At 48.0% G+C, this 18,447-nt stretch carries 10 protein-coding genes; 9 read left to right on the forward strand and 1 reads right to left on the reverse strand.

What is annotated here, in order from left to right; all coding sequences use genetic code 11:
- The first annotated feature begins 3 nt into the window (after positions 1-3).
- The 5 genes from LOZ80_RS02395 to LOZ80_RS02415 all read left to right on the forward strand — a co-directional run bounded on the left by LOZ80_RS02395 (position 4) and on the right by LOZ80_RS02415 (position 5,809).
- Positions 4-888 (forward strand): carbohydrate ABC transporter permease, encoded by an 885-nt coding sequence (locus tag LOZ80_RS02395; protein WP_238169926.1) that lies wholly within the window; start codon positions 4-6, stop codon positions 886-888.
- The gene (locus LOZ80_RS02400; RefSeq protein WP_238169927.1) at positions 885-1,700 is read left to right on the forward strand and encodes a carbohydrate ABC transporter permease; all 816 of its coding nucleotides are present in this window, start codon (positions 885-887) and stop codon (positions 1,698-1,700) included. Before LOZ80_RS02395 ends, LOZ80_RS02400 begins: the two co-directional genes overlap by 4 nt.
- A gap of 27 nt (positions 1,701-1,727) precedes the next feature.
- Positions 1,728-3,359, forward strand: a complete 1,632-nt coding sequence (gene nagZ / locus LOZ80_RS02405) for a beta-N-acetylhexosaminidase (protein WP_238169928.1) — start codon at positions 1,728-1,730, stop codon at positions 3,357-3,359.
- A gap of 30 nt (positions 3,360-3,389) precedes the next feature.
- Positions 3,390-4,397: an ROK family protein gene (locus tag LOZ80_RS02410; RefSeq protein WP_238169929.1), complete on the forward strand. Its 1,008-nt coding sequence runs from the start codon at positions 3,390-3,392 to the stop codon at positions 4,395-4,397.
- A 155-nt stretch (positions 4,398-4,552) separates the two neighbouring features.
- A complete protein-coding gene (locus LOZ80_RS02415; protein ID WP_238169930.1) occupies positions 4,553-5,809 on the forward strand; it encodes an MFS transporter in 1,257 nt (418 codons plus the stop codon).
- Positions 5,810-6,252: 443 nt separating this feature from the next.
- Here the strand turns inward: LOZ80_RS02415 and LOZ80_RS02420 are convergent, their stop codons facing one another.
- Complete coding sequence (locus LOZ80_RS02420; protein ID WP_238169931.1) at positions 6,253-7,008, reverse strand: DeoR/GlpR family DNA-binding transcription regulator; 756 nt, start codon at positions 7,006-7,008, stop codon at positions 6,253-6,255.
- Between the two features lie 390 nt (positions 7,009-7,398).
- On the opposite strand from LOZ80_RS02420, the gene LOZ80_RS02425 reads away from it, so the two are divergent.
- Genes LOZ80_RS02425 through LOZ80_RS02440 form a run of 4 tightly spaced genes read left to right on the forward strand, consistent with a single transcriptional unit; the run spans position 7,399 to position 18,400 of the window.
- Positions 7,399-8,301: an ABC transporter permease gene (locus LOZ80_RS02425; RefSeq protein WP_238169932.1), complete on the forward strand. Its 903-nt coding sequence runs from the start codon at positions 7,399-7,401 to the stop codon at positions 8,299-8,301.
- 14 nt (positions 8,302-8,315) lie between these two features.
- Positions 8,316-9,185, forward strand: a complete 870-nt coding sequence (locus tag LOZ80_RS02430) for a carbohydrate ABC transporter permease (RefSeq protein WP_238169933.1) — start codon at positions 8,316-8,318, stop codon at positions 9,183-9,185.
- 31 nt (positions 9,186-9,216) lie between these two features.
- Complete coding sequence (locus LOZ80_RS02435) at positions 9,217-10,761, forward strand: ABC transporter substrate-binding protein (protein WP_238169934.1); 1,545 nt, start codon at positions 9,217-9,219, stop codon at positions 10,759-10,761.
- A gap of 46 nt (positions 10,762-10,807) precedes the next feature.
- Positions 10,808-18,400, forward strand: a complete 7,593-nt coding sequence (locus LOZ80_RS02440) for a discoidin domain-containing protein (RefSeq protein ID WP_238169935.1) — start codon at positions 10,808-10,810, stop codon at positions 18,398-18,400.
- Positions 18,401-18,447 lie beyond the last annotated feature (47 nt).

Consider the following 18,447-nt stretch of genomic DNA (forward strand, 5'->3'; position numbering starts at 1 on the left):
TCCATGAATAAAATAGGTAAGAACCCGTGGGCTTACGCCATCTTTACGATTCCGACACTGGTGTTAATTTCTGTCTTCTTTCTATACCCATTGATGATGTCTCTGCGGTATGGCTTCACACAGTGGAACGGAATTATGCCCGCCCGTTTTAATGGTCTGACGAACTTCGTGACCGCATTTCAGGATAAATATTTTTGGATAGCGGTAAGAAATAATATCACGTTTATATGCTTTTCAATCGGGGTACAGATTCCAGTTATAGTCTGTCTCGCACTCTTGGTCAGCAAAGTCAGACGCGGGAAGAGCGTATACAAAACGATGATTTTCCTCCCGACGATTCTCTCGACAGCTGTTGTCGGTGTCATTTGGAGCTTCATCTATCATCCACAGGCTGGACTGCTCAATCAAGTGCTGGCGACGATTGGATTAGCAGCTTGGCAGCATGTTTGGCTGGCAGAAGCGTCAACGGCGATGCTCTCCATTTTAGTTACAAATGCTTGGCAATGGATTGGCTTCTATGTTGTCCTTGTTATTTCTGCCATTTATACCATCCCTAAGACGATTCTGGAGGCTGCTGAAATCGATGGAGCGGGCGGATTTCGGCAGACTTGGTGGATTACGCTTCCTTTATTGCGGCCGATCATCGTCGTCATGATGCTGTTAAGCATGATTGGAGCGATGAAAGCTTTGGACATCGTCTTCGTGATGACTGGCGGGAATCCATACGGGATCACCGAGGTCATGGCTACTTATATGTATAAAAAAGCATACCGAATTGGGGAGTATGGCTTTGCGAACAGCATCGCTCTGCTTATTCTGTTGTTTACCGGCATATTGACCGCTGTATTTGGCCTGTTGACAGATAAACAGGAGGAGGTGCGTTATTGAAGGGAAATCCTTTACGCCGTGTCTTCCCGCATGCTGTCCTTGCGATTTATATAGGAATTAGCTTGTTTCCATTAGTTTGGGTGTTGAATTCTTCTTTCAAAACCAATAAAGAGATTATTGCATCACCCTGGTCTTTGCCACAGGAGTTGCTGGTAGCGAATTATTGGAATGCCTGGACAGGTACCCATATCAGTCAATATTTTATGAACAGCCTATTTATTTCAGTAGTTTCCGCAGCCGTGACGCTTACGTTGGGAACAGCAACCTCATATGCCTTGACCCGAATGAAGTTTGCAAGGCTAAGTAAAGTGATAGGACGTGTGCTGCTGCTTGCTTTGATTGTTCCTGTTGGATCACTGCTCATCCCTTTGTTGCTGCTGCTCAGGGATTTGCAGTTGTATAATACACCGCTTGCATTAATTCTGCCCTACATAACGATGGGGCTGCCCTTGACTGTGTTTATGGTGAGCGCGATGATGAAATCGATTCCGAGTGAATTAGAGGAAGCGGGAATTATGGACGGCTTATCGATTTATGGCATTCTATGGCGCGTCATTGTCCCTTTGGCAGGACCGCCTCTCGTTCCCGTGTTTATGCTTGATTTCCTCAGCAACTGGAATGAATTTATGATGGCTAATTTATTTTTGACGAAAGAGAAGTTTCGGACACTGCCTGTCAGCATGGTAGCCTTTTATGATCAATTGAATATGAACTATGGTTCTTTGTGCGCAGCGATTATGTTTAGTCTGATTCCTGTTGTTCTTATTTATCTGATCGTACAGAAGCGTATCATTGCAAGTGTTAAAGCCTAATCACCTATATCAAGGAGCGTGTCATTCATGTCATTGTCATCTACTAACTCACATCAACCCTTAACTTTACGTCAAAAAGTAGGTCAATTGTTTATTTGTGGGTTTGAGTCCTTGGAACCGAATGAAGCGATTACTCAATTAATAGAAAAATACGGCCTTGGCGGTGTGATCTATTTTCGGAGAAATGTGAATGATGCGCATCAACTCGCCCAATTGTCGAATGACCTGCAAACGATGAGTCAGCAAAGCGGAGGACAACCCTTGTTCATTGCGGTAGACCAAGAAGGTGGAATGGTATCGCGCATTGAAAAAGGAGCGACGCTGCTTCCAGGCAACATGGCGCTCGGGGCAGCTTTTGCTCCAGCAGGCGTATACGCAAGTTCGAAAGTGATGGGGAAGGAACTTCGCCAAATGGGTGTTAACATGAATTTCGCGCCTTGTTTGGATATTAACAACAATCGTTTGAATCCTGTCATCGGCGTACGTTCTTATGGTGAAACTGCAGCGATTGTGAGTGATATGGGAACACATGCGGTGAAGGGCTTGCAGGATATGGGCGTAATTGCTACGGTTAAGCATTTCCCAGGTCACGGGGACACGTCGGAAGACTCGCATCATGATCTGCCTGTTGTGCCGCACAGCATGGAACGGTTAATGGAGCTGGAGTTAGCCCCGTTCGTGAAAGCGATTGAAGGTGGCGTAGATGCGATTATGACCGCTCACGTGGTGTTCGCTGCGCTTGAGGAGAATGGGGTTCCCTCTACGTTGTCATACCGTATTCTAACGGAATTATTGCGTGAACAACTTAGTTTCCAAGGACTGATTGTGACCGATTGCCTGGAAATGAAGGCGATTTCCGAGGGAATCGGTGTCGCGGAAGGCGCTGTTCGCGCTATTGAGGCTGGATCGGATATCATTCTCGTCAGTCATAGGCTGGATCGTCAAGTAGCGGCGATCGAAGCGGTCATAGCGGCCGTTGAGAGTGGACGTATTCCAGAGTCGCGTATTGATGAATCGGTACTGCGTGTTATGACTTACAAATATAAGCGGGAAATTAACTTCGCCTCGCTTGCTTCAGTTCCGACCGAACCGATTTCTACTCCGGAGCATCAACTCCTGGCCAAAGAGCTTAGCCGCAAAAGCATTACATTGGTCAAAGATGAAGTTGGCAAAGCACTTGATCTGAATGAGCCTACATTGGTAATATGGACGGAAGTACAAACAGGAACAGAAATCGATGAAGTGGTTGATCGCGAAGGGACGTTGGGCAGTACGCTTGCAGAAATCAGCGGAAAATCTGTTGATGAGGTATACTTAGGATTGTACCCGACAGATACGGAAATTGCAGGTGTTTTGGAAGCCTGTGCAGGCAAGAAACAAGTGGTTATCGTGACCTACAATGCCACTTTCTCCACTGGACAGACAAGCTTGGTAAAAACCTTGGCGCAAAAGGAAGGACTGCATTTCATTGTAGCTGCAGGCCGCAACCCGTATGATTTACTTGAGTTTCCTGAGGTGAAAACGTATTTGGCTTGTTACGAAAATCGTCCATTGGCGATGGTGTCGCTTGCGAATGTACTGCTGGGGAAAGAAAAACCGGTTGGACGACTGCCTGTTACGTTATCGGAACAATATCCGATTGGCTGGAGGCAGTACTGAGGTCTGACGGTGAACAAGGAGAGCGAAGAGATGAGTGGGGAAGAGAAACAAAATGGAAGTCTACGCGAATATTATGTAGGCGTTGATTTGGGCGGCACGAAGATGTTGGCCGCTCTCGTAGCAAGCGATGGCAGCATCATCGCGCAGGAAGAAATTCCCACCTTGGCGAAGCAGGGGGCGGATTCGGTTCTCGATCGGCTGGGCAGCCTGATCGAGGGCTTGCTCGCGGCGTCGCCCGGCGGCCGCGGCATCGTTCGCGGGATTGGCGTTGCCACCGCGGGCACGCTGGACACGGCGAAGGGTGTCGTCACCCTCGCCTCGAACCTCGGCTGGCGCGACGTTGCCGTCGCCAGCGTGCTGTCGGACCGCTTCGCATGCGCGGTCCGGCTGGAGAATGACGCCACCGCGGCTGCGGCTGGCGAATGGCTGGCCGGCGCGGGCGAAGGCTCGCCGGACTGCTTGTTCGTGACGATCTCCACGGGGATCGGCGGGGGCATTATATCCGGCGGCCGCTTGATCGCCGGAACGAACCATAACGCAGGGGAGCTTGGTCACATTTCCATTGATGGCAATGGGATGCTCTGTCCCTGCGGGAATGTGGGGTGCCTGGAGCTCTACGCGTCAGGCACTGCGATAGGTCGTCGCGGCGCCGAGCACGTGCGCCGCGCAGCCGAGGGCGCCAGCAGCCACGGCGCCCTCGCGCGGCTCGCGGGAGGCGACCCGGACCGCGTCGATGCGCGGTTGGTCGCGGCCGCAGCCGCGGAAGGGGATGCCGACGCAAGCGGCATCCTGCGTGAAGCAGGACGAGCCCTCGGCATCGGGCTCGTCAGCATCCTCCACCTGCTGAATCCGCAGGTGGTCGTTCTTGGCGGCGGCGCTTCGCATATCGGCGAGCCGCTCCTGGCTCCGATGCGCGAGATCATCGAGGAGCGCTGTCTGCCTTCGATTCGCAGTCAAGTGCGATTCGTGGCTTCTGCGCTAGGTTCTTCGGCAGGCGCCGTAGGTGCAGCGCTTCTGATGACGAGAAACGATAACTGACTTATTCATTTGTGACTAGTCATATGACAAATGGCACTGTACGATAAACATCTTTTTCGATAAATTAGAAAAGGTTATGAAACTTCTTTCTACTTGGCACAAAAGTAGGAGGCAAGTTTGATAAAGGAATCTAATCTCGAAGGGGTGTTTTTTCTATGTCTCAAGGTGCTTCAACCGGCGCGCCGACGATGCGGACTTTTTTCTCCAATCGTTTCGTGCAGTCGATTATGCTATCAGGTGTTTTTCTCCAAGTGGGGATTTGGATTCGCAACTTTGCGATTCTTCTTTATGTCACGGATATGACCAATAATGATCCCAAATCGTTATCTTTAATTTCAGTTGCCGAGTTTGCGCCAATATTTATTTTCTCCTTTATTGGTGGTGCTTTTGCGGATCGCTGGAGGCCTAAGTTGACGATGGTCTGGTGCGATATTCTTAGCGCCGTGTCCGTTTTTATTATCATGATTACGTTGTATTACGGGTCATGGAAAGCGATCTTTTTCGCCACGTTAGTGTCGTCGATTCTATCTCAATTTTCCCAACCATCCGGGATGAAGCTGTTCAAAGTTCATGTGCCGGACTCGCAAATGCAAATGGGAATGTCGCTTTATCAGTCCATGATGGCGATATTCATGATCTTAGGCCCTATTATGGGGACATTCGTTTACTATCATTTTGGGATCGAAATGGCTGTAGCGATTATGGGCGTATGCTTCCTGCTCTCAGCCTTGGTACTTATGTTCTTGCCTGCTGATCGGAAAGTAGAAAAAGGAGCAGAACCGCGGACAACACATATCTGGGCTGAAATGGGGCAAGGCTTCCGTTACGTGCTCAAGAACCGCATGTTGGTTACTTTAGGCGGCTGTTTCGCGGTTGCGGGACTTGCTATTGGATTAATTAGTCCGCTTGGCCTTTATGTGGTAACCGAAAATCTGGGGCTGCCCAAAGAGAATCTGCAATGGTTCATGGCTAGCAATGGGATTGCGATGATCATCGGTGGCGGCGTCACTATGGTTTTCTCCAAAAAAATGCTCCCGCAAGCCATGCTGACTCTAGGAATGGCAGTAAGTGTGGTCACATTCGCTGTAATCGGAACGACTCATCTTCTTTGGTTGGCGCTTGTCATGCAATTCCTCTCTGGATTTGTTATGCCTGCCATCCAAATTGGCATCAACACGATGATTATGGGAAATACCGAGGAATCTTTCGTGGGACGTGTTAACGGCATCTTGAATCCCCTGTTCATGGGCGCGATGGTTATCACGATGAGTTTGGCCGGAACGCTCAAAGCGTCCTTCTCCTTGGAAGCCATATATCTCACAGCAGCCGCGTTGTTTGTTGTTGGTGTGCTGATTATGTTGCCTTCGTTAAAATATAAAGCCAGCACTGCTCCTCAAGCTGCTAGAGAATAGAGTTTTCAGAAAAGAGTCCACCATATGGACTCTTTTTTTGATATATGAATTTATATGTTCTGGAGTGAACGAGGAGTTGCCCGGGCTGCTCGCGCGGAGATAAGGGAACTACAGTCCGCTATTCTAGCAAAAAGCGTCATTATTGCGAGGTTGAGGGAACTACAGTCCGCTATTTTGCTGTTTTTTGGGCAATTCAGCTCTTTTGGTGGAAATAAGACCCTGTAGTTCCGCTATTGCCCTAGTAACCCTGCTAATTGCCGAAATAGCGTCCTCTAGTTCCTTTAACAGGTTTTGTCGCTACTAAGAGGCTGATCTCTCAGGGCGGCGAAGCCGTTTTTCTTATGCTAGTGTGCGCGGCAACCGAAGATGAGTTCTAGCAATCCCGCGGAACGACGATGCGCCAAATAAAAAAACGCAATTCCGTCATCCGGAATTGCGTTTTTTTATAAGAACGGAGCGCCGGCTTCTTTGAAGGCGAGCTTCATTTCCGGGGTGATTTTGGAGTCGCTGATGATGCCGACGGTTTCTTGGACTTCGCCGATGACGAAGAGCGAGCTGCGGCTGAATTTGGAATGATCGGCGACGAGGTAAGTTTCCATCGATTGCTTCATCATGCGGCGATTGGTTTCGGCTTCGAGCTCGTTATAAATCATCATGCCGCGAGATAACGAGATGCCGTCTACACCCATGAACGTTTTGCGGATGCTGAGATTCTCCAACGTTGCGTTGGCAAGAGGACCTGAAAGCTCGAACGTTTGGGTGCGAATCACCCCGCCCGTGAGAATGAGCTGCAGACCTTGGGTCCCGATAAGCTCATAGGCGATATTCACCGCATTCGTGATGACGGTAAGGTTTTTGAATTGGTTCAACTTTTTGGCGATGAAGGTGGTTGTAGTTCCACCGGTCAAGCCGATGATATCGCCATCTTCAATGTAGTTCAGCGCCTTGTCGGCAATTTCTTTTTTCTCCTCGGTGTAGAGGTCCATTTTGTTAAAAAAGGGAACTTCGACCTTCAAGCTCTCAAGGACGGCACCGCCAAAGGTGCGGATGCAGCGTTTCTCTTGCTCCAGAATTTCAAGGTCCCGTCTGGCTGTAGCTTCCGAAACAGCGAACTGCTGTACAATATCGGTCAAGGCAATGGAGCCCTTATCTTTAATGGCTTGCATGATGGCATCTCGACGAATGTCTGTCTTTCCCATGGTACCTCCTTAAAGCTTTCCTGGAGGAAAGCGAATGCGATCTATTTGTCAGCAAATTCTGCTAGGTAGAACTCTTCATGAATGAGATAACGCTTACTTCTATCTTATCATGCAGACAGATAGGTCGTCCATTAAGCGGTATTTATCAATCATCCGGATTTACCGCTAAATGCTGAGAAATTGATATCATATTAAAAAATTTAAGCCGCAAATCATAAGATTTTAATATGTTAAATGGAATGAGAAATAGGCATTTCCAGATGAAAATCTTATGATCAAGCTATGAAGTAAAGCGTTTACATAAAAAGGGTGAAAGGAGCTAATCCATTGCGTCAGGCAGCTTTAACAGCTAGAACTCGTTATCAGGGAAAGAGATCCAAGAAGGGTTTTATGTATGAGTTATGGAAAAATGGATGGTATTACACGATGGCGTTGCCAGGCTTGCTTTTTTTTATTGTCTTTAGTTATATGCCTTTGCCGGGGATCATCATTGCCTTCAAAGATTATCGTTTTACAGATGGCATTTTCGGAAGTAAATGGGTCTGGTTTGATAATTTCAAGTTTTTCTTCAGCAGTGAGTACGCCTGGAAAACGACATTCAACACGCTGTTTATTAACGCAAACTATATCATTTTCGGTACGTTTTTTGCGGTTGTATTTGCACTGTTACTAAATGAAATAAGAAACGGACTTTTGAAAAGACTGTATCAAAGTTTAATGTTTCTGCCTTATTTCTTCTCAGCGATTGTCGTTGGCGATTTCGTGTATTTGATATTCAGCACCAAATTTGGCATAGCGAATCAATTGCTGGCTCTTTCCAGCAAAGCGCCTATTGATTGGTACTCCAGCGCGCAATATTGGGTGTCGATTCTGGTCGGTGTATTCATCTGGAAAAATACTGGCTATGCTGTCGTTATGTATCTGGCAACTATCGTAGGCATCGACGGTGAACTGTATGAAGCCGCTGCCCTTGACGGGGCAAACAGGTGGCAGAAGATCCGCTTCATTACGCTGCCCTTGCTGGTCCCGACAATCATCATCCTTACGCTGCTCTCCGTAGGCAAAATGTTCTATGGTGATTTTCAAACGATCTATTCGATTGTTGGCGATAATGGCTTGCTATTTGCTACGACAGATGTCATTGACACTTATGTCTTCCGGGCGGTCAAATCGGTAGGCGATATAAGTATGCCAGCTGCTGTAGGGCTCTACCAATCGGTTTGTGGATTCATCACCGTTATCCTATGTAATTGGGCGGTAAAAAAATATAACAATGAGCATTCGTTGTTTTAGTCAGGGGTGGAGTAGTGAACAACCATGGAAGAATGACGCAACTGCTATTCCATTTGATCTTTCTTGTTTTTTGTATCTTTACGACAATTCCTTTCCTGCTAACAATCATCGTTTCGGTGACTGACGAGAAGTCAGTTGTGCAAAATGGCTATCGATTTTTCCCCGAACAATTTTCGTTGGATGCTTTTCAATTGATTTTCTCATCAAGCGAAATTTATCATGCCTATTTGATCTCAGTAACGGTGACGATTGTGGGGACTGTGCTAAGTCTGCTGGTGACTACCATGCTGGCATATGCTATCGCCGTTCCCAAAGTCAAATACAGAAACGTGCTTGCTTTATGTATTTTTATTCCAATGATTTTCAACGCAGGTTTAGTTCCGTGGTATATATTTATAACGAAGTACCTGCATCTCAAAAACTCTATGTTGGCTTTAATTTTGCCAATGCTCGTAAGTCCATTCAATGTTTTCCTGGTTCGCAACTATTTTAAATCCTTGCCTCCGGCATTGGTGGAATCGGCAGAAATTGAAGGGGCTAACCCGCTGTATATTTTCGGTAAAATCATCCTTCCGCTTTCAACGCCCATCACGGCGACTATTGCCTTATTCAGCTCACTGGCTTATTGGAATGATTGGAATTTGGCGCTGTGGCTGATTGATAAGCGCGAGTTGTATCCACTGCAGTTTATGTTGTTCCGTATTTTATCGATGATTAACTACATCGGTTCAGGCGGGAATTACGGCGTAGGCAGCACGACGCTGCCATCAGTCACCGCCCAAATGGCGATGGTTCTGGTGACGATCGGACCGATCATCCTGGTATATCCATTTGTTCAAAAGTACTTTATTAAGGGCATCATGATCGGTGCTGTCAAAGGCTAATCCAAAACTTAATTCATGAGGAGGATCTACATTGAAAAAATTACAAATGAAAGCAGCGAGAGCGGCTTTGATGCTTGCGATATTCATGAGTTTTACGGTTGCCTGTTCCAAAGATGAGGGAAATCATCCGCAAGCGTCTCCTGCGAATGCTTCAGCAAATGCTTCATCAACTGCAGCTAAATCCAAAGCAGAAGGAACCGTGAAGATTGTGCTGCCAGGCGATGCGCCCAAGGATTTGGCTGGCGTTCAGAAAGCTATGGAAGAGAAACTCAAGACAGACGGTTTAAACATTAAATTGGATTTTACGTATTTCCCATGGGATCAATATAACAACAAGCTCAATCTCATTGCCGCTTCTGGAGAGAACTACGATCTTGCTTGGACGCATGTCAGCTGGCTGTCACAAATCGCGGCCAAAAATGTCATTATCCCACTGAATGATTTGATTGAGGAGCAGGGCCAACAGTTAAAGGCTGATATCCCGGCCGCAAGCTTTGCGAGCGCATCGATTGAGCACATGATCTATGGCATCCCAACCTTGGTCCCCTCCGCCGAGAACAATAACTTCTTCGTCATTCGGGGTGATTTAAGAGAAAAGTACAAACTGGCCCCGATCAAAACGTTAGCAGACTTTGAAAACTACCTGGATACGATCAAGAAAAATGAACCGAGTATGGTCCCGATCGCCAATGACAACACGCGTGGCCTCTTACGGGAATTCGGTGATATCTATTTGCCGATAGGTGATTATGGTGCAGGTCCGGCTTACATAGATCCTGCTGATAAGAGTCTTCAGGTGAAAAACTTCTATGAATCTGAGATTTTCAAAAATATCGTAAAAACCAAAAGAAAGTGGTATCTCAAAGGCTGGTTCCCCAAAGACGCGCAAGAAATCAAAGATTCAGAAGCAGCATTGAACAATGGGAAAATAGCGGCTACTTGGTCTAATGTGCTGAAAACGTCCGAGCGTATCGATGCCTTCAAAGCAGGCGTTCCTACAGGTACGTTGGAAGATGTGTTTCTGAATCCTGAAAAGCCCAAATATGTCTTCGACGCCGCTTCTAACTTATTGTCCGTCTTCTCCACAAGCAAGAACAGCAAAGCTGCAATCGCTTTTGTCAACTGGTCTAGAAGCAGTAAGGAGAATTATGATTTGTTCTCTTACGGTGTGAATAATGTGAACTACAAGCTCGATGGGAACGCGGTTTCCACACAGGGAATTGCGGATAAGTCGACTTACAATCAAGTGAACTGGGCTTGGGATGATATTCGGATGAAGCGTTTCAGCAAGAATGTGAGTCCCAGCTATATTGAAAATCTCAAAGTATGGGATAAGAATGCCGTTGTGGCGCCAACCCTTGGTTTCAGATTCAATGCAGATCCCGTTAAGTCAGAAATCGCGCAAATCGATGCGGTAGGTCAAGTGTATGTCGGAGTCGCCAATAATGGCTACGTGGAGTATGACGATTTCTACCCTGAGTTTAAAAGTAAATTGAAAGCAGCCGGAATCGATAAGGTGATTGCCGAGGTGCAGAAGCAACTGAATGATTTTGTTGCAAAAAAGGCTGCCAAATAAGCGAGGCTCGTTTATTCCAAATTGACTCAAAAGGGGGCAAGTTGACATGCGGAAAAGCAAGATGTTCCTCCACTTCATCTTGTGTTTGGCGATCATAAGCAGCAATTATCTAGTGCTGCTCCCAGATGCAACTCGTGTTTCTGCTGCTGCAAATAACGGGAATTTAGCTTTAGGCAAGACGGTAATCGCCAGCAGCTCGCTATCGCAGCATCAGCCTAGTTATTTGGTCGATGGGTCGATGGATACGATGTGGTCGACGAGTGATACGGGCTGGCAAACAAGTCCCATAACGGATGAATGGGCGGTTGTTGATCTTGGGGGCAATTACGATATTGCCAGATGGGTGGTTAAGCATGCCGCTTCGGGAGCGCTGATGACAAGCGATTTCCAACTGGAATACAGCGCGAATCCCCAAGGCCCTTGGCAGACAGCAGATACGGTCACTGGCAATACCTATAAGGTAACAGATCGCATTCTCACGCAGACGGTCCAAACGCGGTATGTCAGGCTTCATGTGACGAAGAAAACGTCGGACGGGGTTGATTGGCCTGCGGTAAGAGTCGGCGAATTCGAGCTGTACGGGGCTGAGGTGATCGTACCCGAGCTAACGGCGGTGCCAGGCTCCGGCACCGTTGCCAAAGGGACGAAGGTCGTGCTTAGCAGCTCGCTTGCCACTGCGACTATTTATTATACGACCGATGGCAGTGATCCCACCTCCTCGGCAAGCAGGCAGCTCTATACGGAGCCGATAGGGATTGATCAGGATATGGCTTTGAAAGCTGTGGCGCTGGATACAGTGAAAGGCGGGGCCAGCCAGATTCAAATTATGACGTATAAGCTCGCCAAGACTACAGTTGCCGGCAATTTGACGCTGGGCAAATCGGTTATCGTAAGCAGTTCGCTAGCCCAGCATCAGCCAAGTTATTTGGTTGATGGCTCGATGGATACGATGTGGTCGACAAGTGATACGGGGTGGCGAACGAGCCCGATAACGGACGAATGGGCAGTTGTAGATTTAGGAGACAGGATGGACATCGCTAGGTGGATCGTTCAGCATGCTGCCACGAACGAGTTGGCGACAAAGGATTTCCAGCTTGAGTATAGTTCAGGCAATGGAGGCGGCCCCTGGCAAACGGCAGATGCCGTAGTAGGCAACATAGCCAAGGTAACGGACAGAGTACTGCCGCAAGTGATAAATACCCGATATGTCAGACTGCATGTAACGAAGAAGGCAGCGGAAGGCTCCGATTGGCCGGCTGTGAGGATTGGCGAGTTCGAGCTGTATGCGGAAGCGGCGATGATTCCGCCAATCGCGGCTTCGCCGGGCTCCGGCATTATACTTAAAGGGCGAACTGTGACGCTCAGCAGCACGTTATCCACGGCTTCGATTTATTACACGATCGATGGAACTGACCCGACTTCGTCAACCAGTCGAATTAGGTATCATGAAGCGCTGGCTATTGAGCGCAATATCAGTCTACGTGCTGTTGCTATTGATGAAGTAGGCGGTGGGGTAGGCGTACCGCAGACATTCACCTATCAACTGCCTGTGGATGACTTAAGCCAATATGCCAATCTCGCGCTTGGAGCTGCTGCCACGATGACCGTTGAAGCGGGATGGGGCAATGTCGCAGGGCGAGCGATTGACGGCGACAGTACGACGTACGCGCAACCGGAGAAATCAGGCCTATGGGATCTAATCCTTGATTTACGGAAGAAGCAGCCTGTCAATTATGCCATTTTGCGTAAAAATCCCAATCATCAAAATTATCTCACGAAATATACCATAGATACCTCTGATGATGGGCAGAATTGGACTTCTGTTGTCACGGAAAGTAATCATACGGATTTGGAAGACCAAGTTCATCCTTTCCCGGTAACGAATGCACGCTTTGTGAGATTGCATCAGCTTGCTACTGTCGGCTCTCCAGCTGCCGTTTGGGAGTTCAATCTGTTTAACACTTCTACAGCTTTACCCGTAAATACGGATTTATTGCCTGCGATAGTCTCTGAAGGAACTACAACAGGGCTATTGAGCAGCGAGTCTGCTGCCAAAATTTATTATACGACCGACGGCAGTGATCCCAAAACATCAGGAAGCAGTCGGTTATATGCAGGTCGAATACCGCTGACGGGAACTTCTGTCGACTCCACTGTCACAGTAAAAGCCTACGCAAAAGTTGACGGGAAAACGGATAGCGATGTAACGTCTTTTGCCTATCAGGTTATAGCGCTTACTGCCAATCCTCCTGCGGGCATTCTGAATGAGAAGACGGATGTTGCATTATCCAGTTCAATCAGTGGGACGGCCATTTATTACACGACGGACGGGTCAGATCCCAAAAGCTCCGGAACGAAACAGATGTATGTGAAACCGATTGCCATTACGCAAGATACAGCCATTAGAGCCTATGCTGTCAAAGCTGCGCAGGAGAGCGCTGCTATCACATTTGCTTACACAATGGTTGGTTCCAATGAGATCAATGCAGCACTTGGCAAGATGGCTAAGGCATCTACAGAGGAGCCCGATCATCTGGCGGCAAGTGCCGTCGATGGAAAATTGGAAACGGCTTGGGCAGCTAAGGATACAGGCAAAGGCAACTGGCTGCAAGTCGATTTGGGTCAAGATTACGAGTTGACTGGCACGGAGGTAACCTGGAAAGACTCAGGGAAAAGCTATACATATAAAATCGAGGTCTCGAGTGATGCAATGAATTGGTATCCGGCTGTCGATAAGACTAATCAGACGGAACGCAGCCAAGTGAATACGGACCGATTCCTGGATGCGGCCAGACGATATGTTCGAATAACGGTGACGGATTTCGAACTTGGCAGCAAAGCCGGGATTGCTGAGTTCAAGGTGTTCGGATACGCCAGCGACGCCATGCCTGTCGTACCAGTAGGGCCTGAAACGAATGGCTGGCCGCGCCCCGTGATTGCTCCTTTGCCCGCAGCCGTAAGCGGCGTGCAGCATCCGGTCATCAACTTGAGCGGGATTTGGAAATTCACGCAAACCCCTGTCCCGGGTTTCTGGAAAAATAGCGCAGAGCCCTCAGGATGGTCTGACGCCAAAGTGCCGGCCAACTTGGAAGTGCTGGGTTTTGACATTCGGGGCAAGCAAGGCGGCGATTGGTTTCCTGATCGGAATATAGAGAACGTATACAAAACGTCGGTCTCTATTCCACCGGATTATCAAGGCAAGAAGGTCGTGCTGCGATTTGAAGCTGCTTTTGATTTCGCCCGTGTGTGGGTGAATGGACATTTGGTTCGTACCCACCGAGGCGGCTTTACGACATTCGACTGCGATATTACGGACTATGTGAAGCCAGGCGAGGCAGCATGGGTTACCGTAGGCATTACGGCTGAGAAAAACTTCGTGGAATACCAGCATGTCAGAGGTTTGGTAGGAGAAGTGAAGCTGCTAGCGCTGCCCCATGATTATTTGACGAGATTGCAAGCGGTTACCTCTTTTGATGCAACTTATACGGATGCGACATTGAAGCTCACCGCAGGGATGATGCTGGCAAATACAGAAACAGGAACTGCTGGAACTGCCAGTTCTGTTGTAGAATTTAGTCTCGTTGACCCTGATGGCAGGCCAATCGCAATTGATCCTGGTTACATGCAGTTAACTGCGCAGGATTCAGAGAAAACGATCCTTATTCCAGTTAAAAACCCATTGAAATGGGATGCCGAGCACCCTAATTTGTATAAGTTGACGGCAAGCGTCAAGGTGAAGGGGGAGACGGTGCAGACCGTCATTCGTAAAATCGGCTTCAGGGAAATCAAAGTCACAGGGAACAAGATGCTCGTTAACGGGAAGGAAGTCAAACTGCATGGCGTGAATTGGCACCAATCCTCTCCTTTTGTCGGCGTTGCGGTAGACCCGCAGCACGATCTGGCTTCGCTTGCGAAATTGAAAGATGGCAATATCAATTACATCCGCACATCGCATTGGCCACAGTATGAATACGTGCTGGATTACGCAGATGAAATCGGCCTTTATGTAGAGCAGGAGAACTCAGTTATGTTCATCAATGACGCGCGGTTGAATGATGCAGCTTATTTGAGTTATTTTATTGGTCAATTCTCGGAAACGATTGAAAAGGATCGGAGTCATCCGAGCATTGTGATCTGGTCGCTCGAGAACGAGAGCGGGTGGGGCTCCAATATTGCCGCTATCCATGACTATGTGAAAAAAATCGATCCAACAAGACCGGTCAAATCAAGCTTCGGTTTTAATGCCCCTAGCAGCTATAATGATTTGTTCAGTGTGCATTATGTGGGCAACGGGCAGAAGATCGGAGGGCGGGATAAACCGGAAATCGATGATGAGTACGCGCATTTATATGTGTACTATGAAGATTGGTTTAATAACGACCCTGCTTTCGAGGATTTCTATGGTGAAGCAATTAAGCGCTATTGGGATGAAATGTATGCTTCCGAAGGTGCTTTGGGCGGAGCCATCTGGCACTCGCGGGATTTGAACACGTATTGCAAGGATGAAATCTGCGGATTCCGTGTCAAATGGGGCATTCTGGATTCATGGAACAGGGAAAAACCAGAGTATTGGAACGTCAAGAAGGCTTATTCGCCAATCCGGATAAATGTCAATTCTTTACCGAATCCAGGGGCGGGCAATGTTATGGCGATTCCGTTAGAGAATCGTTATAATCACACGAATCTGAATGAAATCAAGGTGGAATGGAGCCTTGGAGATCAGACAGAAACGATAACGGGCCCATCTGTTGAGCCGATGCATGCAGGCGAATTAGTCCTTCCTGCTAAGGGTTGGAAGCTAGGGGATGTGGTGCATCTCAAGTTTTACCAAAGCGATCGTTATCAGTCTTCGCGACTAGTTGATGAATACAATTTGACGATCGGAGAGAAGACCTTCCACTTCGCCGAGCCGCAAGGCAAAGCTCCTGATATCAAGAAAGATGACACGCAGGTCACCCTTTCAGGTCAGAACTTTAAACTCATCTTCGACAAAGCGACAGGGATGATCACAGAGGGAACGTACAAAGGGGAAAAGATACTTACTGGAGGCCCTTACTTAACTATGGGGTTCACATCCAAGCTTGATCCTTGGAAACTGAACAGTTTTGCCAGTTCGAGCACAGATAGTGAGGCTATTATCAATATAGCGGGTTCTTATGGAGGTACCGGGGTGACGTTCACGCTCCATGTTGATGGAACGGGACTGATTTCAACAACCTATACTGTCACGAACCTGCCTTCTGTCTATGATGCTGTGGGCGTAGCATTCGATGTCTCAGCGAATGCAGATAGAATGACATGGGACCGAAGCGGTCTCTGGACTTATTATCCGGTGGAGCAAATCGGAAGAAATGCGGGAACTGCCTTCAAGAGCAAGCTGGCGGGCGATGACAGATACGGGATCGAACCGACTTGGGCATGGTCGCAAGACGAGAAGGATTATCACAAGTATGGGAAAGACGATATCGGGAAACGAGGAACCTCTGATTTCGTGGCTTCCAAAAACAATTACAACTACGCATCTCTCCTAATCGGAGAAACAGGGAAGAGACTCACCGCTGAAGGAGACGGGAATGGCTCGGTTAAAAGCTCTGTCAACGCAGACGGGTCCGTACGTTTTCAGGTAAACAATATTTGGTCGCATCCAGCGGCGTTTCCTGGTTGGGTGGAAGCTAATTCGATCAGCAAACCAATCACACTAGCCTCCACTTACACGAATACGGTGAATGTTCGACTGGCGGACGAAGATCGTTTTACAGTGAGTTATTCGGATGTACCGACGTATGCAAGCGATATGAACTGGGTTTCTGCAACGACAGGATGGGGTTCGGTAAGAAAGGATTCCAGCGTTCAGGACAACGTACTTACCCTATTCGATGGAATGGGCAGCAAATCTTATACCAAAGGGATCGGCACGCATGCTTATTCTGAGATCGTGTACGACATTGCGAATAAAGGCTTCGAGAAATTTGAAGCGGTTGTTGGAGTCGATCAGGAAAGCACAGAAGGCAAAGTTGGTTTCCAAGTGTGGGCAGATGGACAGCAGCTATTCGACAGCGATAAGATGGGAATCCGCACAGCAGCGAAGAAAGTTAGTGTAAACATTGCCGCTAAGCGTGAGTTGAAACTAATCGTAACCGATGGAGGCAATGGCAACAGCAGCGATCATGCCGATTGGGCGGACGCCAAATTCATCAAGTCGGCAGCTGTGATCATCCCAAGCTCGGACGCCACCTTGCGGTCTATTGAGGTGAACGGTCAGAAAGTGCCTTCCTTTGACAAGAACAAATTCGAGTATCAGGTGGTATTACCAGCAGGTACGAAAGCCATTCCACTCGTAACAGCATCTACCACCGATGCCAAGGCTGAGCTAACCGTAAACCAAGCAACAGCTTTACCAGGAACGGCCTCTGTTGAAGCGAGAGCGGAAGACGGGAAATCCGTGAAAATCTATCAGGTTAAGTTCACTGTTGAATCCATTCCAGCGGGGTCTGGCGACGGCTACTCCGGGGATAGCGGATCAGAAAGATCAGCTGCGAAGGGGAAACCAATCGTTAAGGTGCTGGAGGTGAAAGACGGAAATGCTATTGTGAACATAGATTCAGGTGTCACGGAGCTGCTTATTCCCCTTGAAGACAAGTCACTGCACGACATGACCAAACTGATTATCCGCAACGAAGACCTGAGTTTGGAAATTCCAAGTGCTGTCATGATGGAGTGGGCTGGACTCATCAAAGATCTTAACCCAGTGTATGTAAGCTTCAAACTGAGCAAAATCGAGAAGAGTGAAGCGGAGAGGCTGCTGAATGTTGCGGCCCACCAAGCGGCTGCGAAGATCGCATTAGTAGGACCGGTGTATGAGCTATCGCTGCAAATTAGTGATCGCGATGGGACGAAGCTGAGGACGCTATCCTCCTTTGCTCAGCCGCTTGTCTTAAAGCTAAAGGCCGGAGAGATGGCAAACAAGGAATTAACCGGCATCTACTTTTTCAAAGATAACGGAGGACTTGAGTTCGCAGGCGGATCAGAGCACAATGGCATGGTTGAAGCTTCCATTCAACATTTCAGCATATACGGTGTTCTGATGTACGACAAAACGTTTACCGATGTTCCCCCATCCCATTGGGCTGCTTCGGTCATTCAAAGGATGGCGGCTCAAGGTATTATCACAGGCGTAAGCGATAAGGAATTTGCTCCGCAAAATAAAGTAACTCGTGCAGAATTTGTTGCGATGTTGACGCGTGCTCTCGGTTTGAAAGCGACAACGGGTCCGACCACGTTCCGTGACGTCAACGAAAGTGATCCGTATGCCAGTGCAATCGTGGCAGCGTATCAGGCTGGCGTTGTAAAGGGGAGAAGTGAAACCCTCTTTGCTCCTAAGGATACGATTACACGTGAAGAAATGGCCATTATGATCATCCGTGCCTATGAAGTAAAGACAGGCAAGAAAGCTCCCGCTCTTCCAATGCAGAGCCAATATGCAGATGATGATCAGATAAGCGATTGGGCCAAAAAGGCGGTCTACGCTGCTTCGAACTTAGACCTTCTTCGTGGGCGAGGGGAGAATGAGTATGTACCGCACGGCGTCACTACCCGAGCAGAGAGCACCCAAGTCATTGCTAATTTAATGGGTAAATAAAATGTAAAGTTGGAATCTAAAGCACTTGGCTTCTTGAAGCGGGGAAG

The organism is Paenibacillus sp. HWE-109 (genome assembly GCF_022163125.1).
Lineage (GTDB): Bacteria > Bacillota > Bacilli > Paenibacillales > NBRC-103111 > Paenibacillus_E.

What these genes read in the sequence shown, in the direction of transcription:
- LOZ80_RS02395 (WP_238169926.1), top strand. Translation starts at nt 4, where the DNA reads ATGAATAAAATAGGTAAGAACCCGTGGGCTTACGCCATCTTTACGATT.
- nagZ (WP_238169928.1), top strand. Translation starts at nt 1,728, where the DNA reads ATGTCATTGTCATCTACTAACTCACATCAACCCTTAACTTTACGTCAA.
- LOZ80_RS02410 (WP_238169929.1), top strand. Translation starts at nt 3,390, where the DNA reads ATGAGTGGGGAAGAGAAACAAAATGGAAGTCTACGCGAATATTATGTA.
- LOZ80_RS02415 (WP_238169930.1), top strand. Translation starts at nt 4,553, where the DNA reads ATGTCTCAAGGTGCTTCAACCGGCGCGCCGACGATGCGGACTTTTTTC.
- LOZ80_RS02420 (WP_238169931.1), bottom strand. Translation starts at nt 7,008, where the DNA reads ATGGGAAAGACAGACATTCGTCGAGATGCCATCATGCAAGCCATTAAA.
- LOZ80_RS02425 (WP_238169932.1), top strand. Translation starts at nt 7,399, where the DNA reads ATGTATGAGTTATGGAAAAATGGATGGTATTACACGATGGCGTTGCCA.
- LOZ80_RS02440 (WP_238169935.1), top strand. Translation starts at nt 10,808, where the DNA reads ATGCGGAAAAGCAAGATGTTCCTCCACTTCATCTTGTGTTTGGCGATC.